Raw genomic sequence first — 24,243 nt, forward strand, 5'->3', positions numbered from 1 at the left:
ACTTAATGCCATAATGTAAAAAATTGCTACATCCACCCACTTTTGACCGGAGTCGAAATGAAGCTGTCAATGGCTGTAACGGGGTTTATTGCCCTCCTCGTTTCGGCGTCCTGTTCTGCAATTACGTTAAAACTTGATCCGCAGATTACGCTAATGGTACTGGACGGGCGTAAGATATCAGGCTCTCTCTTGAAAGGGGCCGACAGCCTGGAGCTTGAACGGGGTCAACATCAATTTTTATTTCGGGTAGAACAACCGGCAGATCCGCGTAAGACGGCGCTACCGGGCTACCAGTCCGTGCCCATGATCGTGGCATTCACTGCGGCGGCAAAAACCATCACGATTCGCCTGCCACCGCTGACCAGTGCGCGCGAGCGACATAACTTCGACCGAACGCTGGCCTTCAGGCTGGTGGACGAGAAGGGCAAAGAAATATTCAGCGTGCGCGATCGTCTGCCCACCAGCCCGGGCGTGGACATCGAAAAAGCCATGGTTAAGTATAATCGCATGGGCCTGGCGGCCTCTGTGCCGCAATTCGCGAATCTTACCGCGCCCTCTCCTTCCGCCCAACTGACGGCGGACCTCGCCTGGTCCGTTCAGAGCACAACGCCTTCAATTCAGCGCTGGTTTGAACGTTTTGATGAAGCAACCCGCCAGCAATTTATCAATCTGGTCAAAATGCTGCGGGCAAGTTGATAGACAGAAAGCGTACAAGGTAAACTGCGGCAACGGGCTGTTGGGCTCACTGGCATCAGGATGCTGTTATGGACTACACCGTACGAACGCTTGGTCAACAAAAACATATCGCGCTGGTCGCCCATGACCATTGCAAAGCTTCTCTGCTGGACTGGGTTACACGAAACCAATCCGCACTTGAACCCCATATTCTTTACGCAACCGGGACGACCGGTAATCTCATCAACCGTCACACCGGTCTGAACGTGAACGCGATGCTCAGTGGCCCGATGGGCGGCGATCAACAGGTCGGTGCGCTCATTGCCGAAGGCAAAATAGATGCGCTGATGTTTTTCTGGGATCCGCTTAATGCCGTGCCTCACGATCCTGACGTTAAGGCCCTGCTTCGTCTGGCGACAGTGTGGAATATTCCGGTCGCCACCAATCGGGCAACGGCCGATTTTATTATTCAGTCACCGCTTTTTTCGCAGACAGTGGACGTGCGAATCCCGGATTACGCGCGCTACCTTGCCGAACGCCTGAACTGATTCAGGCTTTACGTAATACGGGTACATCCAGTGCCCGGAACGCATCGACAAAGACTGAGGGTTGCTGTTTATCGAACAGCAACCAGACCTGTTGCCGCGCGCGCGTCAGGGCAACATACGCCAGCCGGCGCTCCTCTGCATCGGGGAAGTCTTCGGGCTGCGGCAGCAGCCCCTGCTCCATAATGGACTCACGCTGCGGCGCGGGAAACCCTTCTTTGCCTTGCTGCAGACCCAGCACAATGACGTAATCGGCCTGCTGACCTTTACTGGCATGAATGGTCATAAAATCGATACGCATTTTTGGCCAGCGGGTTTTTGCTTTATCCAGCAGTTCAGGACGCAAATAGTGATAGCGAGCCAACAGCAGTACGCGCTCATCCGCTTTAACATAACCGCTTAGCTTGTTAAGAAGTGCCTCAAGCTGATCGTGCGGGAGCAAAGCAATCGACTTTTTATTCCCTTTCGTCAGACTGTTTAAGGGCTTACGCAGTTGATGCGGATTTTGCTGGATAAACCGATTCGCCACTTCACCAATACGATCATTGAAACGATAGGTCGTATCCAGCACACAACGATCGCCCTCACCAAAATAGTGATGGAATGCCGTTGTCAGACTCATCTCTGCGCCGCTGAACCGGTAAATTGCCTGCCAGTCATCGCCCACCGCAAACAATGTCGTGCGTGTGTTTTGCTGACGCAGCGCGCTGAGTAAAGCCGCGCGTTGTGGCGAGATATCCTGAAATTCGTCAACCAGAATATGCTTCCAGGGGCTGACAAAGCGGCCCTTTTCAAGGATCGCGATGGCCTGATGAATCAGCCCGGAGAAGTCGACTGCGCCCTCGTCCTTAAGCGCACTTTTCCAGGCCTTCAGAAGGGGTGCCATCAATTTAATCCGCTTACTGAATACGTCGCGCAGCGCGTCAGGTACATCCTCAATCATGGCGGCCTGCGCGCCGCCATGCATCCGCATCAGGCCAAGCCAGCGTTCAAGACGAGACGCCAGGCGCTGTGCTAAACGATCATCCTGCCAGAAAGGGCCTTCGCTGACCTCCCACTCCAGTTCATCACGCAACCATTGCCGCCAGCCATTCGCCTGGGCTTTCTTTTCATTACACTGCTGGCGCCAGTGGTCGATCAGCCATGTCCGACGCGCGTCGGCATCGCTTTCGAGTTTACTGATGATCGGCTGTTTATGACTTCCTTCCCGAATGATATGCAGGGCCAGCGCATGAAACGTACGCGCCTGGATATCCCCGGCCCCTAAGCGGCGTTGAATACGGTCATTCATCTCTTCCGCCGCATGACGACCAAATGCCAGCAACAAAATCTGATCGGCAGCGGCCAGTCTGCGCTGTAACAGCCACCCCGCGCGGGCCACTAATACTGACGTTTTGCCGCTGCCAGCGCCCGCCAGCACCAGCACAGCGTCTTCGCCGTTAACCACCGCTTCTGCCTGTGACTCGTTCAGCGGGGTGGATTCCACCGTGGCGAAAAAATCCCGGTAGCGGGTCAACATGGCCGCCGTCCAGTCACGATTGCGCTGCGTCATCGCCGTCTCGCCTTGCTGCAGCCAGTATTGGCAAAATGCCCAGTTTTCACGGCAGGAATCAAACTGCTCAATGCGGGAAAGCGGCAAAGGTAACGCGTCAAACTGTTTGCGGATCTTATCTTTGATCGCCTGAAGTTCGCTGCGCTTCAGCCAACGCTCCTGTTCGCTGAATCCCTGAATGTCGTCGCGCAGCGCCTGTAAAACCGCCGCGCATACTTCACTCATTTCCTGACTCCAGCTTTGCCACGACTGCATGAGGTAGTGGAAAAAACGCTGCGTCTCCTGCCATTCCGTACCGTGCAAACGCACAACCTTGTTGTCCGCCAGTAAGAATTCCAGTTCACCCCACACCATTCCCCGTTTACAGGTGATGTCGGACAACTGATTGAAGGGGATCAAATATTCGTGTTTGTCGCCGCTGACCTCAACGCCCGCGGATAACAGGCGAACACGATGATAAGGATGCTGGGCAAGCCGTTTGCCCATGGATGTTGCTTTAAGTTCCACGCCGACACCAACGACCGAGATAGAGAGTAATCGGAGTTTACCTGTCAGACTCTTGACGCTCCAGCCTTAAAACACGCTAAACTTGGCGGCACAGATTGCGGAGTGCAAAAGGAAAAGCCTGTTATGCGTACTGTTTTAAATATTCTTAATTTTGTCCTGGGTGGATTTTTCACCACGCTGAGTTGGTTATTCGCCACGCTCATCAGTATCGTCCTGATCTTTACCCTGCCCTTAACGCGCTCCTGCTGGGAGATCACTAAGCTGTCATTTCTGCCGTTTGGCAATGAAGCGGTCCATGTTGACGTTCTGCGCCCGGAGAATAAAAGCTCTATCATGAACACCGGCGGCACGTTTCTGAACATTTTCTGGTTTATCTTTTTCGGTTGGTGGTTATGCCTGTCGCACATTTCTGTCGGCATCGTGCAATGCATCAGCATTATTGGTATTCCGGTGGGCCTCGCCAATTTCAAGATTGCCGCCATTGCACTCTGGCCGGTAGGACGTCGGGTCGTCTCTGTGGAAGAGGCGCGTGCCGCGCGTGATGCCAATGCCCGCCGCCGCTATTAGTATGCTGTCCGGGTGGCGAAAGTATCTTTTTAACAGCACCTGGCGTTATCTGCTGCGCATTCTGTTTGCCTTATCAGGATGTGCGGCTGTGCCCTGGATACTGCAGCAAATTGAGTGGACGATTCCGTTAACCCTCGGCGTGGTTGCCGCCGCGCTGGCCGATCTGGATGACAGGCTGGCCGGGCGGCTTAAAAACCTGCTGATTACCTTACTTTGTTTTTGCATCGCTTCGGTTTCAGTAGAGCTGCTGTTCCCGCATCCGTTGGTATTTATTATCGGCCTGGCAGGTTCAACATGGGGATTCATTCTGTTAGGCGCGCTGGGACAGCGCTATGCCACCATTGCATTTGGCGCCTTACTGATTGCCGTTTACACCATGCTGGGCATTGGGTTGTTCTCACAATGGTATATGCAGCCCATGCTGCTGTTGGTTGGGGCACTGTGGTATAACCTGCTGACGCTGCTGGGCCATTTAATGTTTCCGGTTCGTCCGGTGCAGGAACAACTGGCAGCCAGTTTTTCACAGCTGGCCCACTATCTGGATGCCAAAGCCAATCTGTTTGATCCTGACGCGGGTGAACAGGATGATGCTGCATTTGTTAAAGCCGCGATGGTAAACAGCCAGCTTGTTGCACAGCTCAATCTGACCAAGACCACCTTGCAAAGCCGTTTACGAGGTGACAGAGGCTCACGCGGTACCCGACGCAGCCTGCACTATTACTTCGTGGCTCAGGATATCCATGAACGCGCCAGCTCTTCGCATCTGCAGTACCATCTTCTGCGTGGCGACTGGCGTTACAACGAGATCCTGTTTCGCTTTCAGCGTTTACTGAATATGCAGGCACAGGCCTGTCGCCAGCTTGCCCGGGCGATTCTGCTGCGCGAACGCTGGGAACATGATGGCCGCTTTGAGCGTGTTTTTGAACGTCTGGAAAATGCGATTCACCGGCTGGCGCAGAGCGAGCCGGATGCCGCCCACACCGGTGCACTGCTTTGGCTGCTTCGCAACCTGCAGGCCATCGATGCACAACTGGCCTCAATCGAAACCGAGCAGGCGCAGGCAGTTGATCCGCAGCACAGCGACAACCTGCTGTCACGCGAAGAACTGAGTGGCTGGAGTGATATTAAACTGCGCCTCAGCCTTCACCTTAGTCCGGCCTCTGCCCTGTTTCGCCACGCCGTACGCATGTCGATTGTGATGTGTGTGGGATACGGATTTATTCAGATTACCGGGCTGGAGCGCGGCTACTGGATCCTGCTGACCAGTCTGTTTGTTTGCCAGCCTAACTATAGCGCAACCCAACGCCGACTGGCGCTACGCATTGGCGGCACGCTCGCGGGCATTGCGCTTGGACTGCCCCTGCTCTGGCTGGTCCCTTCCATTGAAGGCCAACTGGTCTTGATTGTGGTCACGGGCGTCATGTTCTTTGCGTTTCGTCAGGTGCAGTATGCTCATGCAACCTTGTTCATTACTCTGCTGGTGTTGTTCTGTTTTAATTTGTTAGGCGAAGGCTTTGAGGTGGCCCTGCCCCGGGTAGTGGACACGTTACTGGGCTGTGCGCTGGCCTGGCTGGCCGTCACCTTTATCTGGCCAGACTGGCGTTTTCGCCAGCTTCCGGCGGTGGCGACGCGCACACTCAATGCCAATTGCCGTTATCTGGATGCCATTATGGAACAATACCATCAGGGCAAAGATAATCGCCTCGCTTACCGTATTGCCCGCCGCGATGCACACAATGCTGACGCGGAACTGGCCTCCGTCGTGTCGAACATGAGCAGTGAAACCCGTACCAACCCTAAGCTGCGGGAATCGGCCTTTCAGCTACTTTGCCTGAACCACTCGTTGCTCAGCTATATCTCCGCGCTGGGGGCGCACCGCGATAAAGTCACTGATCCAGCGCTGCTGGCGCTTCTCGACGACACGGTGTGCTATGTCGAAGATGTGCTGCAAACCGACATCGTCAGTGACAGCCGGGCTGAGGAAATGCGTCGGGAACTGGAACAACGCCTTACCCGGTTTACCGCCGGGTCTGATTCGCCTACGCCACTGGTACTGCAGCAACTTGGGTTACTGGTTGCCTTGCTGCCGGAAATCGCTCGCCTGCGGCGTGCTTTAGGTTCTCACTAAGGCCCTTTCTTCGCCTCTTCCACTGTTTTGAGCGCAGCCTGGTACCATTCACCCAGCTCCGCTTTAACCGTTGGCGGGAGAGCGGCTTCATGATGACCCGAAATAGCACCCTGAAGCGCCAGCAAGGTTTTGAAACCGAGGTGCTGGTTATAACGTTTTAGTTTTAACCAGCACGCCCTGGCTCCGACCTCGTGCAGGTGTTTAACGCTGCAAATGCCTATCTCATGCAACATCATTTCCAGCCGTAAGCTGACATTAGGCAGATCTTTTAAACGCACCCGGCCTTGTCGGTCATCCTGTTCCCGACGGGCGGTCTGTAGTGAGGCCGCTGAGAGCGCAACCAGATGCTCCGGGTCACACCATAAATTTTCATCGACCCTGAAATAATTCAGGCTGACCGGCATACCGCGTTTGCGAAAAATAAGCGGCTCCAAGGGGCGTTTAGCCACATATTCCCGCAGGGCTTCGCTGGCGCGCAGATAAAGCTGATCGTCTTTTATCAAGGCAAACACGACGCGCTCAACAGCTAAGGCGTAACCGCCAAACTGAGTACGGGATTCGACATTACCTAAAGATGCCAGTTGTTGTTTTGATCGCAAAACGACCCGCTGTTCTTTCTTCATATCATCACCTCCTTGTAACAAAAACCTGTTAAAAACGTTACTATTCAGTCGGTTAGAAGATAAGAAAATTCAGTTGCAGGTTCAATGAATAAATCACTTTGGCGTCAACATTATGCGAATTTTGCGAGGCATTTTCAGAAATTCAGGTTGATCTTTATCCAGGATGTCATTACTGTATATCCATACAGTCAACTGCTGAGTGATTAATTTATGCGCACCCAACATCCCCGTAATGTATGCCCGACTCACCGTTACGCTTCGCCTTCTGACCCCGCTTCTCAGAGCGGCTGGATTACTGAATTGCGCTATAGCGAAAAACCGGGAATGATGCAGATGCTGCTGTTACCGTTGCTTCAGCAACTGAGCCAGCAATCCCGCTGGCAGCTTTGGTTAACACCGGCGCATAAGTTGAGTCGGGTCTGGATGCAGGAAGCAGGCTTGCCCCTGGAGAAAAGTATGCATATCGCCGACGCTGAACGTTACAACGCCGTCGAGGCCATGATTAAGGCCCTGCGTACGGGAAATTACAGTGTCGTTTTAGCCTGGATTCCCTACGATCTGGATGAAGATGAGCGTCGGGAACTAGAGCTCGCTGCGGCTGAAGGTGAAGCGTTAGGACTCATCCTGCGCTCGGGTGAGTCCTCTAAAACGCCAGTCAGACCAGAAAGTCGGCTAAAAATTCAGTCTGATTTGTTTCATTAAGTAAAAAATGAGATTTATCTCAAGAAATTTTTTCTCTCGCGTTGGGCTAAGACACTGATTCTGCTCCTGCCAGTAATGACAATGGCTTAGCCCCCATTTTGCGGGTTACCCCCATCACAGAAGTTCACCCTAAATTGTTAGAATTTATGTATAAAACACTGTTTTTTTACATAAGTGCCTCACATCACACTTGTAAGTTTCCAATCTCGTTGTAGACTTTATCTCGCCAGGGTGCTCAATAACCTCCGTTTTTTGCGGTAGAGTCATAAGCGAGCGTTTTGACCCGGCGAAGGATTAAACCAAGAGCAACCTTTATGCTCATTGCCTATTTGGATGATAACGAGGCGCAAAATGAAAAAGACAGCTATCGCAATTGCAGTGGCACTGGCTGGCTTCGCTACCGTAGCGCAGGCCGCCCCTAAAGATAACACCTGGTACACCGGTGCTAAACTGGGCTGGTCTCAGTATCACGACACTGGCTACTACGGTCACGGTTACCAAAATAACGACGGCCCAACTCACGAAAGCCAACTGGGTGCTGGCGCATTCGCCGGTTACCAGGCTAACCCATACCTGGGTTTTGAGCTGGGTTATGACTGGTTAGGCCGTATGCCTAACAAAGGCAACCAGGTTAACGGCGCTTTCAAAGCACAGGGCATCCAACTGGCTGCTAAACTGAGCTACCCAATCGCTGACGATCTCGACGTTTATACCCGCCTGGGTGGTATGGTATGGCGTGCAGATTCTACCCAGCAAGTAGTTGGCGGCAACCGCATCAGCGACCACGACACCGGTGTTTCTCCACTGGCAGCGGTTGGTGTTGAGTATGCTCTGACCAAAAACTGGGCAACCCGTCTGGATTACCAGTGGGTGAACAACATCGGTGACGCACAGACCGTTGGTGCTCGTCCAGACAACGGCATGCTGAGCCTGGGTGTTTCTTACCGTTTCGGTCAGGATGATGTTGCTGCGCCAGCTCCGGCTCCAGCTCCAGCACCAGCGCCAGTTGTTCAGACTAAGCGCTTTACTCTGAAATCAGACGTTCTGTTCACCTTCAACAAGTCAACTCTGAAGCCAGAAGGTCAGCAGGCTCTGGATCAGCTGTACAGCCAGCTGAGCTCAATGGATCCTAAAGACGGTTCAGTCGTTGTTCTGGGCTTCACCGATCGCATCGGTTCAGAGCAGTACAACCAGAAACTGTCTGAGAAACGTGCTCAGTCTGTAGTAGATTACCTGGTATCTAAAGGTATCCCTGCTAACAAGATCTCTGCTCGCGGCATGGGTGAATCTAACCCAGTGACTGGCAACACCTGTGACAGCGTGAAAGGCCGTAAAGCCCTGATCGATTGCCTGGCGCCAGACCGTCGTGTAGAAATCGACGTTAAAGGTATCAAAGACGTGGTAACTCAGCCTCAGGCTTAAGTTATACGTGATAAAAAACCCCGCGCATGCGGGGTTTTTTTTGTCCTTTAATCCGGAGCAGGCCTGAATATTGCTCCGTAAACTACCCGTTGTCAGTATCCGACTTGCCCAGTATAGCCTGCAAATCCTGCTTCAGCGTCGACATCTGGCTGGCGTACTTTTCTTTGCGTTCGGCATCTTCAATTAGCTGCACAATCGTTTCAGACAGGGTGCAGTTGCGCCGTTGCGCCAGGCCGGCCAGCCGCTGCCAGACCAGATATTCCAGATCGATGGATTTTTTTCGTGTGTGCTGATGCTCGGCATTGAAATGCCGTTTTCGCCGCGCACGGATCGTTTGTTTAAGCCGGTTGTCCAGTTCGGGATGAATGTGTTGGCTAATCCAGTCGTTAACGTCGACGGGATTATTCTCCATCATTAACAGCTTATCGACTGCCGCCTGTGCCGCGCTGAGTTCAAGGTGACGCGTGATCAGTTCACCTTCCCGATGTTTTTTCACCAGGTATTTCCACTTCCATCCACATTCAAGATTTTCGAGCTGCTGGTATTTCATCGGAATCTCATCGTGATCACGTAACGAACTAAGAATAACAGCTTTTTTACTGGATGCAGCAACGAAAAACATGTCGTCAGTGTCACAACTTCTGATTGAACTCCGCAGTGCTTAAGCACAGTGAATCCTGTATAATCTCGCTTTTCTCAAAACAGACAAATGCGATTATTTTGACCAGCACTCAACTCACGTGGCAAACCTTACAGCCGGATAGCGCGCAATATCAATCCGTTTTCTCCCGAATTGCTGATGAAGAAACCGATGCTTTAGCAACGGTGCAGCCCCGATTGCTGAATGCGCTGGCCCACTTGCACCATCAGAGTCAGGGTTTTCCTTTGCTGCTGGTTCGCAGCCAGGAAAACCGCGATTATCTCTCGCTGATCGCCAGTGCGGCACGGCGCGTAATGGGCACCGCTTCGTCCCTGGCGGGCGGGGATTATCATATCCTGGCCGACAACGTCACGTTGCAGCCGCCCACTGACAGTCAGCGTCCTTTTACCAGCCAGGGTGGTGTGCATTTTGCCGACTGGATTGAGCAGGAGCAGCTGTTTGGCTGTGTCCGGGTACATAAAGATCGTATTCAGCTGGAACCTGGTCTGATCCATCGTGCCAATGGCGGAACGCTGGTGCTTTCACTCCGTGCGCTCCTCGCTCAGCCCCTGCTCTGGCTGCGGCTGAAAAGAAGCATTGAGCAAGGCTACCTCGAATGGCTGTCGCAGGATGAGCGCCGCCCTTTGCCTGTCTCTGTCCCGCCGCTTCCGCTGAAGTTAAATCTGGTGCTCTGTGGCGAACGCGATACGCTCGCTGATTTTCAGGAGCTGGATGCCGAAGCGCATGAGATGGCGATTTACACTGAATTTGAAGAAAACCTTCAAATTGTGGATGAAGATGATGTGCTGGCATGGTGCCGCTGGACAGTAGATTTGGCCGCACAGGCTGATATCGCTGCGCCAGATGAGGACTTTTGGCCTGAGCTCATCAAAGAAGGCGTTCGCTATAGTGGCGATCAGGAAACCTATCCCCTTTGTCCACGTTGGCTGCTGCGTCAGCTGCGTGAGACCGCGTTGATGGGTGAAACACTAAACGCTGAAGCCTTGCGTGACGCGCTGGAAGCACGTCTGTGGCGCGAAAATTATCTGAATGAACGCATGCGTGATGAGATTTTGCTGCGCCAGATTTTGGTCGAAACGGAAGGCGAAGTGGTGGGCCAGATCAACGGTCTTTCCGTCGTGGAATATCCCGGTCACCCGCGGGCCTGGGGCGATCCCTGCCGTATCACCTGCGTGGTTCATCCTGGCGACGGTGAATTTACCGACGTCGAACGCAAAGCGGAGCTGGGCGGCAATATTCATGCTAAAGGCATGATGATTATGCAGGCCTATCTTATTGCGGAGCTGGAGTTAGATCAGCAACTGCCTTTTTCTGCTTCGCTGGTGTTTGAACAATCCTATTCGGAAGTTGACGGCGACAGCGCGTCGCTGGCAGAACTGTGTGCTCTGATCAGTGCCCTTGCCGATACACCGCTAAATCAGCAAATTGCGGTCACGGGCTCGGTCGATCAGTTTGGTAACGTCCAGCCGGTCGGTGGCCTGAATGAGAAAATTGAAGGCTTCTTCGACATCTGCCATCAGCGTGAGCTCACGGGTCAGCAAGGTGTGATTATTCCTGCCTGCAATGTGCGCCACCTGAGTCTGAATCAGCAGGTTGTGAGTGCAGTCGAAGCCGGTCGTTTCCATATCTGGGCAATCGATACGGCTGATGAAGCGTTGCCCTTACTGACCGGAAAAGTCTGGAACACGGAAGACGGCGAAGGCGAATGCCTGCTGCGTACGATTCAGGAGCGCATCAGTCAGATGAATCAGCCTGAGCCCACCCCTCGGGCATGGCCGTTGAGATGGCTTAACTGGTTCAACCACCGTTAATCTCATTTGCTCAGTGTACAACTGTTCGCTAATATTCGTGATTCACTAAAAGAAGGCTTAATAAGAACATGGTAGATAAACGCGAATCCTATACCAAAGAAGACCTGATCCTGTCTGGTCGCGGTGAACTGTTCGGCGAAAATGGTCCGCCACTCCCTTCCGGCAATATGCTGATGATGGACCGCGTAGTCAAAATGACCGAGGACGGCGGGAAATATGATAAAGGCTTCGTGGAAGCTGAACTGGATATCAATCCAGATCTGTGGTTCTTTGGCTGCCATTTCATTGGTGATCCGGTGATGCCTGGCTGTCTGGGCCTGGATGCGATGTGGCAACTGGTTGGCTTCTATCTCGGCTGGCTGGGTGGCGAAGGAAAAGGCCGCGCGCTGGGCGTGGGTGAAGTTAAATTCACCGGTCAGGTTCTGCCAGACGCGAAAAAAGTCACCTACCGCATTCACTTTAAACGCGTGATTAACCGTAAACTGGTTATGGGCGTGGCAGATGGTGAAGTGTTTGTTGACGGGAATTTGATCTATACAGCCAGCGATCTGAAAGTTGGCCTGTTCAAAGATACTGCTGCATTCTGACGTTTCATTCCACAGAAACGAAAACCTCCGCACAGTGCGGAGGTTATATCCCTTTTCAGTGACATCCGGCTAAGCCGCAGCCGACCTGTCCTCCATGGCTTGTCGCCAACCTCCCAACCAGTGAGACTTAGCGTCTATCATTTGATACGGACACATCTCTTTAGAGCGTCCTGTAATGCCAGCTTGATAACCACGTGAATGGGCGCGCTCAAGGCGGTCTCGTTTCTGTCTCTTCATACTCCGTGTCCCTCATGTAAGGTCTGTGGAATCTGGTGGAAAGAAAAAGGTGGCGAATTAATGTTCAGCCACCCTTTTGTTTTACTCGCTCTGTATGAAAAGATCAATGCGCAATATTCACGCCAGTGTCACAAATATGACCTGCTCCAGACATATACTTTCTGTTTCACCCTATGAAACTGTGACGATATCCGTATGATTTATAAAGAAAGCCTGGAAAACGTCAGAAAAATTATATGTGCTGAAACAACACGTTAACTAAAGCCCTGTTGCGGTTGACTCTGCCGTGGTTGCACCGCGTGCAATCTGCTGTGCGATTTGCTGCCAGCCCTGTGCCAGCGTTTTAACCAGCGAATCATAGCCATCTTCCCGCTGCGGTAGCACCAGATTAAAAGCCTGCTTTGTGAAGCGCCCCTGATGTTCCAGTGTCCACTGACCGCTGATAACCGCCTTGCCATCATAACGGCCCTGGAAATCATTCACCGTTACGCTCAGCGTATCGTGCTCCTGACCGATAAGCGTCTGGGTAACCAGACGGCCGGGTAACGCTTTCGTCAGATTAGTGATCAACGTTTGTTGCAATTGCTGATCGAGCGGGCTGGCCCACAGATTATTAGCGGCAATGACATATTTTACGTCGCTGGTCTGATAGACCAGCCCATTGCCCGCCAGATAGTCGGGGACCGTAATTTGCTGCACCCATAATGTCGGCTGCGCATTCGCCTCGCTGCTTATCACCTGCATTGAGGCTGCCCCCGAGGGCAGCTGATAATAGGTGGTATTGACCGTACTGCTACAGGCACTCAGTGCGAGAGCGGCAAAAAGCATTAATCCTTTTTTCATTGTTTCGCCCTCTTTGGCTGGGGATCCTGTCCCGGTTTGGCCTCAAACACTAACGCATTACTTTTCGCATTTAACGTTTTTAACACGGGCTGAAGTTCACGCAGCACCTGATCAAGCCGTTGCATATCGCCCACCAGCTTGCTGTAAGCCGGGGAGCCTGGCTGTAACCCTTTCATGCTACGGTTCAGCTCACGAAGCGTCTGCTGCGTTTCTTCTGGCAAGGTCTTCATCGCCGGACTGCTGGTCACCACATTGATGTTATCAATAGTACGCTGCAGATCCCTGAGCGTCTTCTGACTCTCTTTCAGTGTGCCCGTGGCTTCCGTCACCATGTTGTTCAGCGGTAAACTGTTAATCTTATCCAGCGCCGCCATCAGTTTTTGCTGGATCTGACTGAGGCCGCCGCTTACTGTTGGAATTACTTCGTATCCCGCGACCTTATCCGGACCGGTATACGGCGGTGCGTTATTATAGAAGTCGATATCCACATACAGCGCACCGGACAGCAAATTGCCCGTTTTCAACGTTGCGCGCAGGCCACGTTTCTTACCATCCTGCAGATGCTGCTCAAGATCGAAGTTTTGCCCTAAACGGTTAATAAAGCGATCGGGTTCAATACGAATTAACACCGGCACGCGATAATCATTATTTAACGCCTGAGCGGTGCCCGCATTCATGAACGGCACTTCCGCAACGGTACCCAGACGAATGCCGCGGAATTCAACCGGCGCGCCCACCTGCAAGCCACGAATCGAATCCGAGAAGAACATCAGATAGTCGATATGATTGGTGTACAGCGAATCCTGAATACTGCGTTGATCGTCGAACAAATGATATTCAGCCTGATTCTGCGCCGCTTTGCCTAAATCCCACCCGTCCGGGACGTCAAAACTCACTCCGCCGCTAAACAGCGTGGTCAGGGATCCCATTTCGACGCGCATCCCTGAGGCCGACATATCGACCGCGATGCCGCTGTCTTTCCAGAAGCGCACATTGGTCGTCACCAGGCGATCGTAAGGCGCGGCGATAAACAGCTGATAGGTCATCAGGCGTTTATCCGTGTCGAACGTGCTGGTTTCAACGGTGCCGACACGGAAACCGCGGAACAGAACCGGATCGCCCGGATTCAGTTGGCCTGCTTTATTACTGTCGAGCGTAATCCGGATACCTTTGGCATCCGGCGGGGCAAGCGGCGGTGAATCCATCAGGGTGTACTGCTCCAGAGGCGCTTTTTTGGTGCCGGGCTGCAGCTCAATATAGGCCCCGGAAAGTAACGTGCCCAGACCGGTGATCCCTTCACGGCCCACCTGCGGTTTAACTACCCAGAAGACGCTGTCGCTGTGCAACAGTTTTTCCATACCGGCATTCAGTCGGGCTTTAATTTCCACATGATGAAGATCGTCTGTCAGCACCGCACTTTCCACCACGCCAACGTTCACGCTGCGACTTTTAATCGTGGTTTTGCCCGCTTCGATCCCTTCTGCACTCTCGGTGATCAGGGTCACTTCGGGCCCCTGATGGCTGAAGTGATAAAACAGAATCCAGCCGCCTATTAATAACGTGACAATAGGGACGATCCATACCGGTGACCAGCGCTTGATCTGGTCCACTTTGGCATAACCGTGATTATTTTCCGTCAAGATGCGGCTCCTTCATGTTTTTCTCACCAGCACGATCCCAGGTTAAGCGCGGGTCAAACGTCATTGCTGCAATCATGGTCAGAATCACCACCAACGCAAACAACACCGCTCCCCATGCCGGATAAATTTTCATTAATTGCCCCATGCGCACCAGCGCAGAGAGCACGGCAATCACAAAGACGTCAATCATTGACCAGCGCCCCACAAACTCAACGACTTCATAAATCCGGTGCATTTTGTGGCTGTCGCGCTGCCCTCGCCCGCTGGCATCCCAGCACAGCCAGCCAATCGCCAGCATTTTCAGAGACGGCACCATAATACTGGCGATGAAAATCACCAGCGCGACCGGATAAGAACCATCGCCCCACAGCAAAATGACGCCAGCCATAATGTTGGACGGCATCGCGGAGCCCAGGGTTTCCGTAATCATGATGGGCAGCAGATTGGCCGGCACGTAGAGCATAAAGGAGGTGATCAGCAGTGCCATGGTCCACTGCAGGCTGTGCTTACGTCGGGCATGGGCGACTACGCCACAACGGGGGCATTCCTGCTGCGCCACGGGCAAGATCGCCGTACAGCAAGGACAGGAGCGCAGCCCCTGCCTGAGCCCGCTAATGCCGGGCTGTGGTGCATGCGGCAAAGGCGGCGGTGCCTCAATTTGCAGCCAGAGCCAGCGACGGTCCAGGCACTGAAACGCCCGCAGTTGTAAAAGACAAAACAGACACCAGGGCCAGAAACTGGTTTCAAGGCTGATTTCGCCATAGGCCATGAGCTTCACAAAACTTACCAGCACACCGGCCATAAAAATTTCGGCCATGCCCCAGCTCCGCATATGAAACAGAATACGCGCCAGCCCCAGTTTCAGGCTAAGGGGCATCTTGACCTGGTTGACCAGCAGGACCAGCGTGACCATGCAAAACGCCGGAATCGCCTGAACAAACAGCAGAAACAGGGTGGCCAGGCTGGCATAGTCATCGGCCACCATGACACCAGGAATTTGCATCAGGCTAATCTGGCTGGAGAGCCCAGCCACTTTCATGGTGATAAACGGGAACAGATTGGCCAGGACTAACATAAACAGTGCCGCCAGCGCATAGCCGGTGGGACGTTTGCGTGGCTCTGACCAGTTGACTGTCAGGGACGAGTGGCAGCGCGGGCATGACGCGCGGCTGCCAACAGGGATATCCGGCAGTTTGACCATCAGGTCGCATTGTGGACAAAGCATCCACGCACTGGTTTTGTCTGCAGAACACATTCCCTGACCCTTATCGCTAGCCGCCGTTTTTCATTGATTCCAGTTCTTCCCAACGCGCAAACGCGGTTTCCAGCTGCGCTTCCACCTGAGCCAGTTCATCCAGCACCGGCTGCGTTTTATCGTGCGGCTGGCTGAAGAAATCCGGGTGGCTCATGCTTGCCTGCAGTTCGCCGATACGCGCCTCTAACTGTTCCAGTTTTTGCGGTAACTGCTCCAGCTCACGCGTCAGGTTATAGCTTAGTTTGTTCGCGCTGCGTTTGGCAGATTCATTTTTCGGTTCAGCAGACTGAGCGGCACGATTTGCCTCTTTCGCTTTCGCGGTCACCTGCGTTTTTTGCTGCTTATAGGCCGCACGCTGCTGTTGGGCATCGTGATAACCCCCGACGAAGGTGCCAATCTCACCATTGCCTTCAAAGATCCAGCACTCCGTCACGGTGTTATCCACAAACTGACGATCGTGGCTGACCAGCAGCACGGTGCCCTGATAGCCGTCGATAAGCTCTTCCAACAGTTCCAGTGTTTCCACATCAAGGTCGTTGGTCGGTTCATCGAGGATCATCAGGTTACTTGGGCGCAGAAACAAACGCGCCAGCAGCAGGCGGTTACGTTCGCCACCGGACAGCGCTCTGACAGGTGTCATCGCCCGCTTGGGATGGAACAGGAAGTCCTGCAGATAACCCAGCACATGGCGGGGCTTACCGTTCACCAGCACTTCCTGCTTCCCTTCGGCGAGGTTATCCATCACCGTTTTGTCGGGATCGAGTTCTGCACGATGCTGATCGAAATAGGCCACTTCAAGCTTGGTGCCTGAATGCACGCGGCCATGGTCGGCCTTAAGCTGTTGCAGCATCAGGCGCAGTAAGGTGGTTTTGCCACAGCCATTTGGGCCAATCAGGGCAATCTTGTCGCCGCGCTGAACCTGCGCCGAGAAATCGTTGACCAGTTGCTTGCCGTCTACCGCGTAATCGACATTCTCCAGCTCAAAGACAATTTTGCCGGAACGGGACGCTTCGCCGACCTGCATATTGGCTTTACCCATCACCTCACGGCGCTCTGAGCGCTCGCGACGCAGGGCTTTTAACGCGCGAACGCGGCCTTCATTACGGGTACGGCGCGCCTTAATCCCCTGACGTATCCACACTTCTTCTTGTGCCAGCTTGCGATCAAACTCGGCGTTTTGCATTTCTTCAACGCGCAAGGCTTCTTCTTTGCCTTCCAGATAGGCGTCGTAGTTACCCGGCCACGAAACCAGTTTGCCACGATCCAGATCCACGATACGGGTGGCCATATTGCGAATAAACGAACGGTCATGAGAGATAAACACGATGCTGCCGCTGAAACTTTTCAGGAAGGTTTCCAGCCAGTCAATCGTTTCAATATCCAGGTGGTTCGTTGGCTCATCCAGCATCAGTACGCGTGGATTACTGACCAGCGCGCGTCCGAGCGCGGCTTTACGTAACCAGCCGCCCGATAACGACGACAGCTCCGTATCCGGCGACAGGCCAATCTGCTGCAACACATCATTGATGCGACTTTCCAGTTGCCACAGATTGTGGTGATCCAGAATGCCCTGCAAGCGTGCCATCTCATTGAGGTTCCTGTCGCTCGGATCCTCCATGACCTGATGGGAAATCGCGTGGTAGGCTTTCAGATGCTCCGCCTGTTCCTGTACGCCTTCTGCCACAAAGTCGTAAACCGAGCCGGTAATATTTCGCGGCGGATCCTGTTGCAGACGTGCGACGACCAGATCGGTCTCATAAATGATGCGACCATCATCCAGCGGTTGCTCGCCGTTGATGATTTTCATCAATGTGGATTTACCCGCACCGTTACGACCAACCAGACACACGCGCTCATTCTCTTCGATGTGCAGCTCGGTATTATCTAACAGCGGCGCATCGCTGAAGGAGAGATAAGCGCCGTGGATACTAATTAATGACATGTAGCTTATTCCTTACCGGCATGTGTAATCAGCCAGCAGTTGTGAATTTGGCGATTACGCGCAAAATCCTGTGACAGGGTTTTCTGTGTGATGTCCTGCGCCTGGAGGCCTAATGCCTTAAGGCCGTCCAGATCCATTTTGAAACCACGTTTGTTGTTCGAGAACATGATGGTGCCGCCTTTGCGCAGCAGACGCTTCAGATTGCGCATCAGCATCATATGGTCGCGCTGCACATCGAAACTCTCTTCCATACGTTTAGAGTTTGAGAACGTAGGCGGATCGATAAAGATCAGATCGAAATTTTCATCAGTTTCATTCAGCCAGCTCAGGCAGTCCGCATGCAATAAGCGATGCTGACGGCCTGTCAGGCCATTCAGCCGCAGGTTCCGTTCCGCCCATTCCAGATAGGTGCGCGACATATCCACTGTGGTCGTAGAACGCGCGCCGCCCAGCCCCGCATGGACGCTGGCGGTGCCGGTGTAGGCAAACAAATTCAGGAAATCTTTGCCCTGGCTCATCTGGCCCAGCATTTTGCGCGCGATACGGTGATCGAGGAACAACCCGGTGTCCAGGTAATCGGTCAGATTCACCAGGAAGCGGGCATTGAATTCCTGCACCTCGAAATAATCGCCCTTCTCGCTCAGTTTCTGATACTGCGCTTTGCCCTTTTGGCGTTCGCGGGTTTTCAGGATGAGGCGGCTGGACGGCAGCTCCAGCACGCTGAGCGTCGCGCTGATAACATCGAACAGGCGCTGACGGGCTTTATTTGCGTCGATAGTTTTCGGTGGCGCATATTCCTGTACCACTACCCAGTCCGCATAGCGATCCACCGCCACGTTGTAGTCAGGCAGATCGGCATCATAAATGCGATAGCACTCAATCCCTTCCTGGCGCGCCCATTTATCGAGCTTCTTCAGGTTTTTACGCAAGCGGTTAGCGTAATCTTCGGCAATCTGGCTGGCGCGCTCACCACTGGCGGCAGATAACTGATAATTCTTCTGTACGCAGTCCAGTGGTCCGTTTTTCGCCTTGAACTGTCGATCGGCGCGCAGTTGCAGGCAACTAAGCAGCTCGGGTGAGGCGCTGAACAGCGATAAGTTCCAGCCCGCAAAATGCTGCTTCATCAGCCGCCCCAACTGACTGTGCAGGGCAATAAGCGCAGGCTCGCTTTCCAGACGCTCACCGTACGGTGGGTTACTCAGTACCGTGCCCGTTACGCCGTTCTCAAGCGGATTGTTCAGCTTCAGCAGGTCCTGTTGCCCAAAGGTGAACAACTCGAAAACGCCTGCGCGGCGGGCGTTGGCTTTCGCCCATTCCAGCACCCGGCCATTATTATCGAAACCATAAAAACGTGCCTGACAGGCCGCCGTGCCCGCACGGGCCCGCGCCTGCGCATCGCGTTTAACGTCCAGCCACAGGCTTTCGTTAAAGCCGGCCCAGGCCGTAAAGCCCCACTGGCTCCGGAGTAAACCTGGCGCACGATCGCAGGCCATCAGTGCCGCTTCAATCAGCAGCGTACCGGAACCACACATCGGGTCGATGAGCGACGTAGTCGTTTGCCAGCCTGAACGCATCACAATGGCTGCGGCCAGGTTCTCTTTCAACGGCGCCTGACCGGTTTGCTGGCGATAACCACGCTGATGTAATGCGCTGCCGCTGAGGTCCAGTGCAATGCTGGCGCGATCGTCGTCGAGCCAGACGTTAATGCGGATATCCGCCTGTTCACGATCCACATCCGGTCGTGGCAGATTGCGGCGGGTAAAGCTGTCAACAATCGCGTCTTTGACACGCAACGCGCCAAACTGACTGTTACGGATCGCCTCGTTAGTTCCGTTAAAATGCACCACAAAGGTTTTATCGCTGCCAAAGGTAGCAGGCCAGTCAATGCCCTGCACACCAAGATAAAGATCGAGATCGCTGTACACGCCCACCTCCGTCAGCGGAAGCAGAATGCGCGACGCCAGACGGCTCCACATCAGGCTTTGATACATGACGCGATCGTCAGCTTTGAAGTGAACGCCTCCCTGTACCACTTGCAGGTCCTGCGCGCCCAGCGCGTCCAGCTCATTTTTTAACAGCTCTTCGAGCCCACGCGCCGTGCTGGCAAACAGAGAATTCATATCGTCACTTTTTACTCTTGAGAAAATTGTTGCGCATTATAGCGAATCGCAGACCTATGTCATAAAGTTAGCTTCTTTTGTCTTGCGCGCCTGCTTCAGGAGACTGTCATGATTACGCTTTCCCGCTTGTTTATTCATCCTGTTAAATCAATGCGGGGGTTGCAGGTTTCCCATGCCTGGGCTGCCAACAGCGGATTGACCTTCGATCGCATTTTTATGGTGACCGAACCCGATGGCACTTTTATTACTGCGCGCCAGTTCCCGGAAATGGTGCAGTTTACGCCCGCCGTCACCCCTGAGGGATTATTTTTACAGGCGCCCGACGGCAGTCAGTCGCTGATTCGCTTCGCCGATTTTACGCAAACGGAAGCGCCAACAGAGGTATGGGGAAACACCTTTACCGCCCGTATCGCGCCGGAGGCGATCAACCAGTGGCTGAGTGCCTTTTTCCCAAGACCGGTCCAACTGCGCTGGACTGGACCACAGCCGTCACGCCGCGTGAAGCGCTTCACCGAGGTGCCGCTGGGGTTTGCCGATGGCTATCCTTATCTGTTAGTGAATAATGCCTCTCTGCGGGATCTGCAGCAGCGCTGTCCGGCCAGCGTGCGCGTTGAGCAATTTCGTCCTAACCTGGTGGTCAGCGGTGCGCCTGCCTGGGATGAAGACAACTGGGCGGAGATTACGGTAGGTCAGGTACATTTTGCCGTCCCTAAGCCCTGCAGTCGTTGCGTGTTCACTACGGTTAGCGTTGAAAATGGCCAGAAACATCCTGACGGACAACCTCTCGCCACACTTCAGGGTTTTCGCACCGCACAGGACGGCAGTGGTGACATTGATTTTGGCCTGAACCTTATTGCGCTAAACAGCGGGATTATTCGTGTCGGTGATGACGTCAAGGTCGTCAAACGCCAGCCGCCACGCGCCTATGGTGCGGGAGAGGTTGTGGAAACCCTCAAGCCGCAGCAGCAATCCCCCAATGCGGTGACGATTTCGTATCAGGGCCAGACATTCAGCGGCGATAACCAGCAAATTTTGCTTGAGCAGCTCGAAGCCCAGGGGTTCCGCATTCCCTACTCGTGTCGGGCAGGTTTGTGTGGCAGTTGCAAAATCACCCTGGTGGCGGGAAAAGTGAAGCCCTTAAAACAGAGTGCCATCCGTGAGGATGGCACAATATTGAGTTGCAGTTGTATTCCTGCCGGGGATATTGATGTGAAGTAAGTTACACCGCGCGTGCATAACGCGTGGTTTTTTCCTGCTGATGCGGTTGAAGACGGTCGTTCATCACTTTAATCGCATCCCCTAACACCATTCCTTTGCCCGCCAGCGTTAACGCGGGCTGCGCCAGCAGGCAGAGCGCGGCGTTATCGCCATTTTCAACCACCAGCAAACGTGCCTGCTCGCCATTCTCGGCCAGCGTGACCTCAACCATCTCGCCGACCGCAGGTTGCATTGGCTGGCGATGTGCGGAGAAATGCCAGCTTTTGGGCATCAGGGGTTTTAGAAAGCGGGCGGCCACCAGCGCATTTAACACCAGTTCGGCGCACTGATTACTGCTTAACGGGCTCTGGCGGCACTTCTCTTCAAAGGTGAAATAGAGCGCGGCGTCATCAACACAAAATCCGGATTCCGTGAAAGCATCCGGTGTCAGCATTTTGCGTGCATAGCGGGAACGAAAAAGCATACCGTCAGCCAGATCGAGCATCATCCGGTCGTGCTCGGCGTCATAATACCAACGCCAGTTGTCATCGGGTTTAATTTTCATCGTGTGCCCTGTATTTACCGCTGTGCTAAAGGCAAAATATCTGTCGAAGAATAATGAATGCTGAAAAATCGTGCAACAGGACAAAATATAAACGAGCCGGAGAGAGAAATAAACCCCCCGGCGCATTAATAGATCGATTCTCTTAGATGTGGGTCACGATATCTTTAATTAAGCCCGGACCTTTATAAATAAAACCAGAATAAATTTGAACGAGCGTGGCGCCGGCAGCGATTTTTTCTCGTGCCGCGGTCAGTGAATCAATTCCGCCCACGCCAATAATGGGCAAACGCCCCTGCAGCTCTTGTGACAGACGCTGAATGACGGCGGTGCTGCGCGACTGAACCGGACGTCCACTTAATCCCCCGGCTTCCTCGCTATATTTCAGTCCATTCACCAGGGTACGATCCAGCGTAGTATTTGTGGCAATGACGCCATCAATTTGGTGGCGAACTAAACTGTCAGCCACCTGGATCAACTCGTCTTCAGAAAGATCCGGCGCGATCTTTACAGCGACAGGCACATATTTGAGATGCCGCTTTTCCAGTTCTTTTTGTTTTGCTTTGATGGAACTGAGCAGATCGTCAAGCGCCTCACCATATTGCAGAGAACGTAAACCTGGCGTATTCGGTGACGAAATATTGATGGCAATATAACCGGCATGGGCATAAATTTTCTCCATGCACAGCAGATAATCGTCTTTGCCCTGCTCCACTGGCGTATCTTTATTTTTGCCAATATTGATGCCCAGCACGCCCTTGAATCGGGATTTTTTGACATTTTCCACCAGATTATCCACGCCGAGATTATTGAATCCCATGCGGTTAATAATCCCTTCGGCTTCAACTAAGCGAAACATGCGCGGCTTATCGTTACCTGGCTGAGCCCGTGGCGTGACCGTTCCCACTTCAACAAAACCAAATCCCATTGCGCCAAACGCATCAATGCACTCGGCATTTTTATCCAGCCCGGCCGCAAGGCCCAGCGCATTATCAAACGTCAGCCCCATACAGGTCACGGGGCGCGAGGGTAAACGCTGGCGGATAAGGGCTTCCAGCGGCGTGCCGCTCATAAAGCGTAACTGCTGAAAGGTGAGATGGTGCGCGCGCTCAGGATCGAGCCTGAATAACGCCGGTCGGACGATTGAGTAAAACATGCACTCTCCTGGAAGACGGAAGCGACGGTGGAAATCAGTGCACAGGAAATTGTGCGCCAGAATGGTAAGGTGCTCTGGCGCAAAAGTAAATCGTGGGGCGTTAAGCGAGGAAACTGTTTGACGCAGATTTGATCTTACACAACGGAATCGTTTGCCGTGCGCGAATTCATCCTGTCCGGAAACGCATAGTCACGCCAGATATTGTGGCGAACCATAATGCCAAAAATACCGATACAGACCAGCACTTCCGCCAGCACCATTGACCATGCTGCGCCGATCGCGCCAAATTTCCACGCCAGCAAACAGCAAACAGGTACGTTGACGACGCCCGCGACCATCATCACCATCATGCGCTGACGCGCCAGCCCATGCGGAATCAGAATCTGCAGTCCGGCGGGATAGGCGATATTGCCGAACAGGAAGCACAGCACAAAGACGCGGAGAACATCGGCTGACGGCAGGAAGTCTTTGCCTAACAGCAATGACACCACCTGATCGGCAAACAGCCAAGTAAAGATCACAATAGACAGACTGAGGCCAAAAGACAGCATCAGGCTTTTACGTGTGGCAGCAACCGCAGCCGCTTTATCGCGACCAAACAGATGGCTGACGCGCGGGAAAAACGCGCTGCCAATCTGCTCCGGTACAGAATTCGCGGCTTTGCGCAGCCTGTCCGCACCGTTGTAGATCCCCACCATGTAGTGGGAGGTAAAGCTGGCGAGAATCACGACGTTTACGCTGTTAAACAGGTTAGCACCGGCAATGGCGATAAACACATCTGCACTGTCGGTAATGCGCTGTTTGATCTCTTTCGGTTCGAAGCGATACGCGCCAATCACCTTCATTTCCAGCACAAACTTCAGCGTAATAATGGCGTTAATAATGGATACCGCGCCCGGTATCAGCGCCGCCAGCCAGGTATCGTCCGGTGTTTTCACCAGTAAAAACGTCAGCGGGATGGCACAAAAATTGCCAAAGGTGGCGATCATCGCCGTTTTACCCAGCTTCTCAAAACCCTGCATCAGCCAGCCAAAGGAAAACAGTGAACCGACTAATGTGGTGCAGTTAGCCAGAATAATAAAAAACAATGAATGCCAGGACGGATTAAACCAGGTCGCCGTGAGCAATGTGCCGCTGGTCAGCAGCAGCAGCATCAGTTTGGCATTGAATGTTGACCAGAAGAGTTGCGTCACGCGCGCCTTATCATCACGGTGGTGGGCAATGTCTTTAGTCGTAAAAACATTGAACCCCCAGTCAGAAATCGTACTGCAGTAAAGTACGCAGGCGATGGCCAACGCCAGAATCCCCATATGATCGACACCCAGCACGCGCGCCAGGTAGGGTAAGGTCGCCAGCGGAAACAGGAAAGAAGCTCCCCGGTACGCCAGCAAAGATAAGATATTGACTACTAAACTTTTATCGAGCACTTTTGCCATGTCGCAACAACCTTATACACATTGCATGCCTCACCTTCTCATTTCGCTCAGGTGCAAACAATATCACTTGCCATT

The 24,243-nt window shown here is 53.3% G+C and carries 21 protein-coding genes; 9 read left to right on the forward strand and 12 right to left on the reverse strand.

All coding sequences use genetic code 11. The features are described 5' to 3' along the window. The first annotated feature begins 57 nt into the window (after positions 1 to 57). Both RAC65_RS06315 and mgsA read left to right on the forward strand, forming a co-directional pair. Entirely contained in the window at positions 58 to 696 is a 639-nt protein-coding gene (locus tag RAC65_RS06315) for a DUF2057 family protein (RefSeq protein ID WP_006118673.1), read from the forward strand. A gap of 68 nt (positions 697 to 764) precedes the next feature. Next, complete coding sequence (gene mgsA / locus RAC65_RS06320; protein WP_039341234.1) at positions 765 to 1,223, forward strand: methylglyoxal synthase; 459 nt, start codon at positions 765 to 767, stop codon at positions 1,221 to 1,223. A 1-nt stretch (position 1,224) separates the two neighbouring features. Here the strand turns inward: mgsA and helD are convergent, their stop codons facing one another. Beyond that, positions 1,225 to 3,279: a DNA helicase IV gene (gene helD, locus RAC65_RS06325; protein ID WP_375096509.1), complete on the reverse strand. Its 2,055-nt coding sequence runs from the start codon at positions 3,277 to 3,279 to the stop codon at positions 1,225 to 1,227. A gap of 123 nt (positions 3,280 to 3,402) precedes the next feature. Between helD and RAC65_RS06330 the strand changes: the two genes are divergently transcribed. Together RAC65_RS06330 and yccS are read left to right on the forward strand one after the other, a co-directional pair. Next, positions 3,403 to 3,846: a YccF domain-containing protein gene (locus RAC65_RS06330; RefSeq protein ID WP_033737606.1), complete on the forward strand. Its 444-nt coding sequence runs from the start codon at positions 3,403 to 3,405 to the stop codon at positions 3,844 to 3,846. Then, entirely contained in the window at positions 3,827 to 5,974 is a 2,148-nt protein-coding gene (gene yccS, locus RAC65_RS06335) for a YccS family putative transporter (protein WP_006118669.1), read from the forward strand. The genes RAC65_RS06330 and yccS overlap by 20 nt, the downstream gene beginning before the upstream one ends. Here yccS and RAC65_RS06340 read toward each other — a convergent pair. Next, positions 5,971 to 6,597: a TfoX/Sxy family DNA transformation protein gene (locus RAC65_RS06340; protein ID WP_133745117.1), complete on the reverse strand. Its 627-nt coding sequence runs from the start codon at positions 6,595 to 6,597 to the stop codon at positions 5,971 to 5,973. The genes yccS and RAC65_RS06340 overlap by 4 nt on opposite strands. Before the next feature lie 210 nt (positions 6,598 to 6,807). Here RAC65_RS06340 and sulA point away from each other — a divergent pair, with 210 nt between their 5' ends. Continuing rightward, positions 6,808 to 7,299 carry an SOS-induced cell division inhibitor SulA gene (gene sulA, locus RAC65_RS06345; protein WP_039341244.1) on the forward strand — a complete coding sequence of 164 codons (492 nt, stop codon included), beginning with the start codon at positions 6,808 to 6,810 and terminating at the stop codon, positions 7,297 to 7,299. 351 nt (positions 7,300 to 7,650) lie between these two features. Next, positions 7,651 to 8,721 carry a porin OmpA gene (gene ompA, locus RAC65_RS06350; RefSeq protein ID WP_033737609.1) on the forward strand — a complete coding sequence of 357 codons (1,071 nt, stop codon included), beginning with the start codon at positions 7,651 to 7,653 and terminating at the stop codon, positions 8,719 to 8,721. A gap of 82 nt (positions 8,722 to 8,803) precedes the next feature. Here the strand turns inward: ompA and matP are convergent, their stop codons facing one another. After that, entirely contained in the window at positions 8,804 to 9,271 is a 468-nt protein-coding gene (gene matP, locus RAC65_RS06355) for a macrodomain Ter protein MatP (RefSeq protein WP_146212551.1), read from the reverse strand. A 95-nt stretch (positions 9,272 to 9,366) separates the two neighbouring features. On the opposite strand from matP, the gene RAC65_RS06360 reads away from it, so the two are divergent. Further along, positions 9,367 to 11,193, forward strand: coding sequence for a Lon protease family protein (locus tag RAC65_RS06360; protein ID WP_110267709.1), 1,827 nt, complete (start codon positions 9,367 to 9,369; stop codon positions 11,191 to 11,193). A 68-nt stretch (positions 11,194 to 11,261) separates the two neighbouring features. Continuing rightward, positions 11,262 to 11,780, forward strand: a complete 519-nt coding sequence (fabA, locus tag RAC65_RS06365; protein WP_006118663.1) for a bifunctional 3-hydroxydecanoyl-ACP dehydratase/trans-2-decenoyl-ACP isomerase — start codon at positions 11,262 to 11,264, stop codon at positions 11,778 to 11,780. Between the two features lie 69 nt (positions 11,781 to 11,849). On the opposite strand, the gene rmf is transcribed toward fabA, so the two are convergent. From rmf to rlmKL, 6 genes are all read right to left on the reverse strand, one after another. Continuing rightward, complete coding sequence (gene rmf / locus RAC65_RS06370; protein WP_006118662.1) at positions 11,850 to 12,017, reverse strand: ribosome modulation factor; 168 nt, start codon at positions 12,015 to 12,017, stop codon at positions 11,850 to 11,852. Positions 12,018 to 12,275: 258 nt separating this feature from the next. After that, on the reverse strand, positions 12,276 to 12,860 hold the full coding sequence (pqiC, locus tag RAC65_RS06375; RefSeq protein ID WP_033737612.1) for a membrane integrity-associated transporter subunit PqiC: 585 nt from the start codon (positions 12,858 to 12,860) through the stop codon (positions 12,276 to 12,278). Next, positions 12,857 to 14,500, reverse strand: a complete 1,644-nt coding sequence (pqiB, locus tag RAC65_RS06380; protein WP_033737613.1) for an intermembrane transport protein PqiB — start codon at positions 14,498 to 14,500, stop codon at positions 12,857 to 12,859. The genes pqiC and pqiB overlap by 4 nt, the downstream gene beginning before the upstream one ends. Further along, positions 14,487 to 15,755: a membrane integrity-associated transporter subunit PqiA gene (gene pqiA, locus RAC65_RS06385; RefSeq protein ID WP_375096510.1), complete on the reverse strand. Its 1,269-nt coding sequence runs from the start codon at positions 15,753 to 15,755 to the stop codon at positions 14,487 to 14,489. Before pqiA ends, pqiB begins: the two co-directional genes overlap by 14 nt. A gap of 16 nt (positions 15,756 to 15,771) precedes the next feature. Then, positions 15,772 to 17,697, reverse strand: a complete 1,926-nt coding sequence (locus RAC65_RS06390) for an ABC transporter ATP-binding protein (RefSeq protein ID WP_033737615.1) — start codon at positions 17,695 to 17,697, stop codon at positions 15,772 to 15,774. A gap of 5 nt (positions 17,698 to 17,702) precedes the next feature. Then, positions 17,703 to 19,817: a bifunctional 23S rRNA (guanine(2069)-N(7))-methyltransferase RlmK/23S rRNA (guanine(2445)-N(2))-methyltransferase RlmL gene (rlmKL, locus tag RAC65_RS06395; protein ID WP_375096511.1), complete on the reverse strand. Its 2,115-nt coding sequence runs from the start codon at positions 19,815 to 19,817 to the stop codon at positions 17,703 to 17,705. A gap of 108 nt (positions 19,818 to 19,925) precedes the next feature. On the opposite strand from rlmKL, the gene RAC65_RS06400 reads away from it, so the two are divergent. Continuing rightward, entirely contained in the window at positions 19,926 to 21,035 is a 1,110-nt protein-coding gene (locus tag RAC65_RS06400; RefSeq protein ID WP_033737617.1) for a YcbX family protein, read from the forward strand. Position 21,036: 1 nt separating this feature from the next. On the opposite strand, the gene RAC65_RS06405 is transcribed toward RAC65_RS06400, so the two are convergent. The 3 genes from RAC65_RS06405 to RAC65_RS06415 all read right to left on the reverse strand — a co-directional run bounded on the left by RAC65_RS06405 (position 21,037) and on the right by RAC65_RS06415 (position 24,168). Then, a complete protein-coding gene (locus RAC65_RS06405) occupies positions 21,037 to 21,579 on the reverse strand; it encodes a cell division protein ZapC (protein ID WP_375096512.1) in 543 nt (180 codons plus the stop codon). Between the two features lie 142 nt (positions 21,580 to 21,721). Next, positions 21,722 to 22,732 (reverse strand): quinone-dependent dihydroorotate dehydrogenase, encoded by a 1,011-nt coding sequence (gene pyrD / locus RAC65_RS06410; RefSeq protein WP_033737618.1) that lies wholly within the window; start codon positions 22,730 to 22,732, stop codon positions 21,722 to 21,724. A 134-nt stretch (positions 22,733 to 22,866) separates the two neighbouring features. Then, entirely contained in the window at positions 22,867 to 24,168 is a 1,302-nt protein-coding gene (locus tag RAC65_RS06415; RefSeq protein WP_039341264.1) for a flippase, read from the reverse strand. Positions 24,169 to 24,243 lie beyond the last annotated feature (75 nt).

The organism is Pantoea sp. BS_8, from assembly GCF_041954965.1.
Classification (GTDB): Bacteria; Pseudomonadota; Gammaproteobacteria; order Enterobacterales; family Enterobacteriaceae; genus Pantoea; species Pantoea stewartii.

Coding starts and splice junctions, on each gene's coding strand:
- mgsA (WP_039341234.1), top strand. CDS start 765: ATGGACTACACCGTACGAACGCTTGGTCAACAAAAACATATCGCGCTG.
- rlmKL (WP_375096511.1), bottom strand. CDS start 19,817: ATGAATTCTCTGTTTGCCAGCACGGCGCGTGGGCTCGAAGAGCTGTTA.
- RAC65_RS06315 (WP_006118673.1), top strand. CDS start 58: ATGAAGCTGTCAATGGCTGTAACGGGGTTTATTGCCCTCCTCGTTTCG.
- fabA (WP_006118663.1), top strand. CDS start 11,262: ATGGTAGATAAACGCGAATCCTATACCAAAGAAGACCTGATCCTGTCT.
- RAC65_RS06340 (WP_133745117.1), bottom strand. CDS start 6,597: ATGAAGAAAGAACAGCGGGTCGTTTTGCGATCAAAACAACAACTGGCA.
- RAC65_RS06405 (WP_375096512.1), bottom strand. CDS start 21,579: ATGAAAATTAAACCCGATGACAACTGGCGTTGGTATTATGACGCCGAG.
- RAC65_RS06390 (WP_033737615.1), bottom strand. CDS start 17,697: ATGTCATTAATTAGTATCCACGGCGCTTATCTCTCCTTCAGCGATGCG.
- RAC65_RS06415 (WP_039341264.1), bottom strand. CDS start 24,168: ATGGCAAAAGTGCTCGATAAAAGTTTAGTAGTCAATATCTTATCTTTG.
- matP (WP_146212551.1), bottom strand. CDS start 9,271: ATGAAATACCAGCAGCTCGAAAATCTTGAATGTGGATGGAAGTGGAAA.
- pqiA (WP_375096510.1), bottom strand. CDS start 15,755: ATGTGTTCTGCAGACAAAACCAGTGCGTGGATGCTTTGTCCACAATGC.
- rmf (WP_006118662.1), bottom strand. CDS start 12,017: ATGAAGAGACAGAAACGAGACCGCCTTGAGCGCGCCCATTCACGTGGT.
- ompA (WP_033737609.1), top strand. CDS start 7,651: ATGAAAAAGACAGCTATCGCAATTGCAGTGGCACTGGCTGGCTTCGCT.
- sulA (WP_039341244.1), top strand. CDS start 6,808: ATGCGCACCCAACATCCCCGTAATGTATGCCCGACTCACCGTTACGCT.
- RAC65_RS06400 (WP_033737617.1), top strand. CDS start 19,926: ATGATTACGCTTTCCCGCTTGTTTATTCATCCTGTTAAATCAATGCGG.
- pyrD (WP_033737618.1), bottom strand. CDS start 22,732: ATGTTTTACTCAATCGTCCGACCGGCGTTATTCAGGCTCGATCCTGAG.
- pqiC (WP_033737612.1), bottom strand. CDS start 12,860: ATGAAAAAAGGATTAATGCTTTTTGCCGCTCTCGCACTGAGTGCCTGT.
- yccS (WP_006118669.1), top strand. CDS start 3,827: ATGCCCGCCGCCGCTATTAGTATGCTGTCCGGGTGGCGAAAGTATCTT.
- RAC65_RS06330 (WP_033737606.1), top strand. CDS start 3,403: ATGCGTACTGTTTTAAATATTCTTAATTTTGTCCTGGGTGGATTTTTC.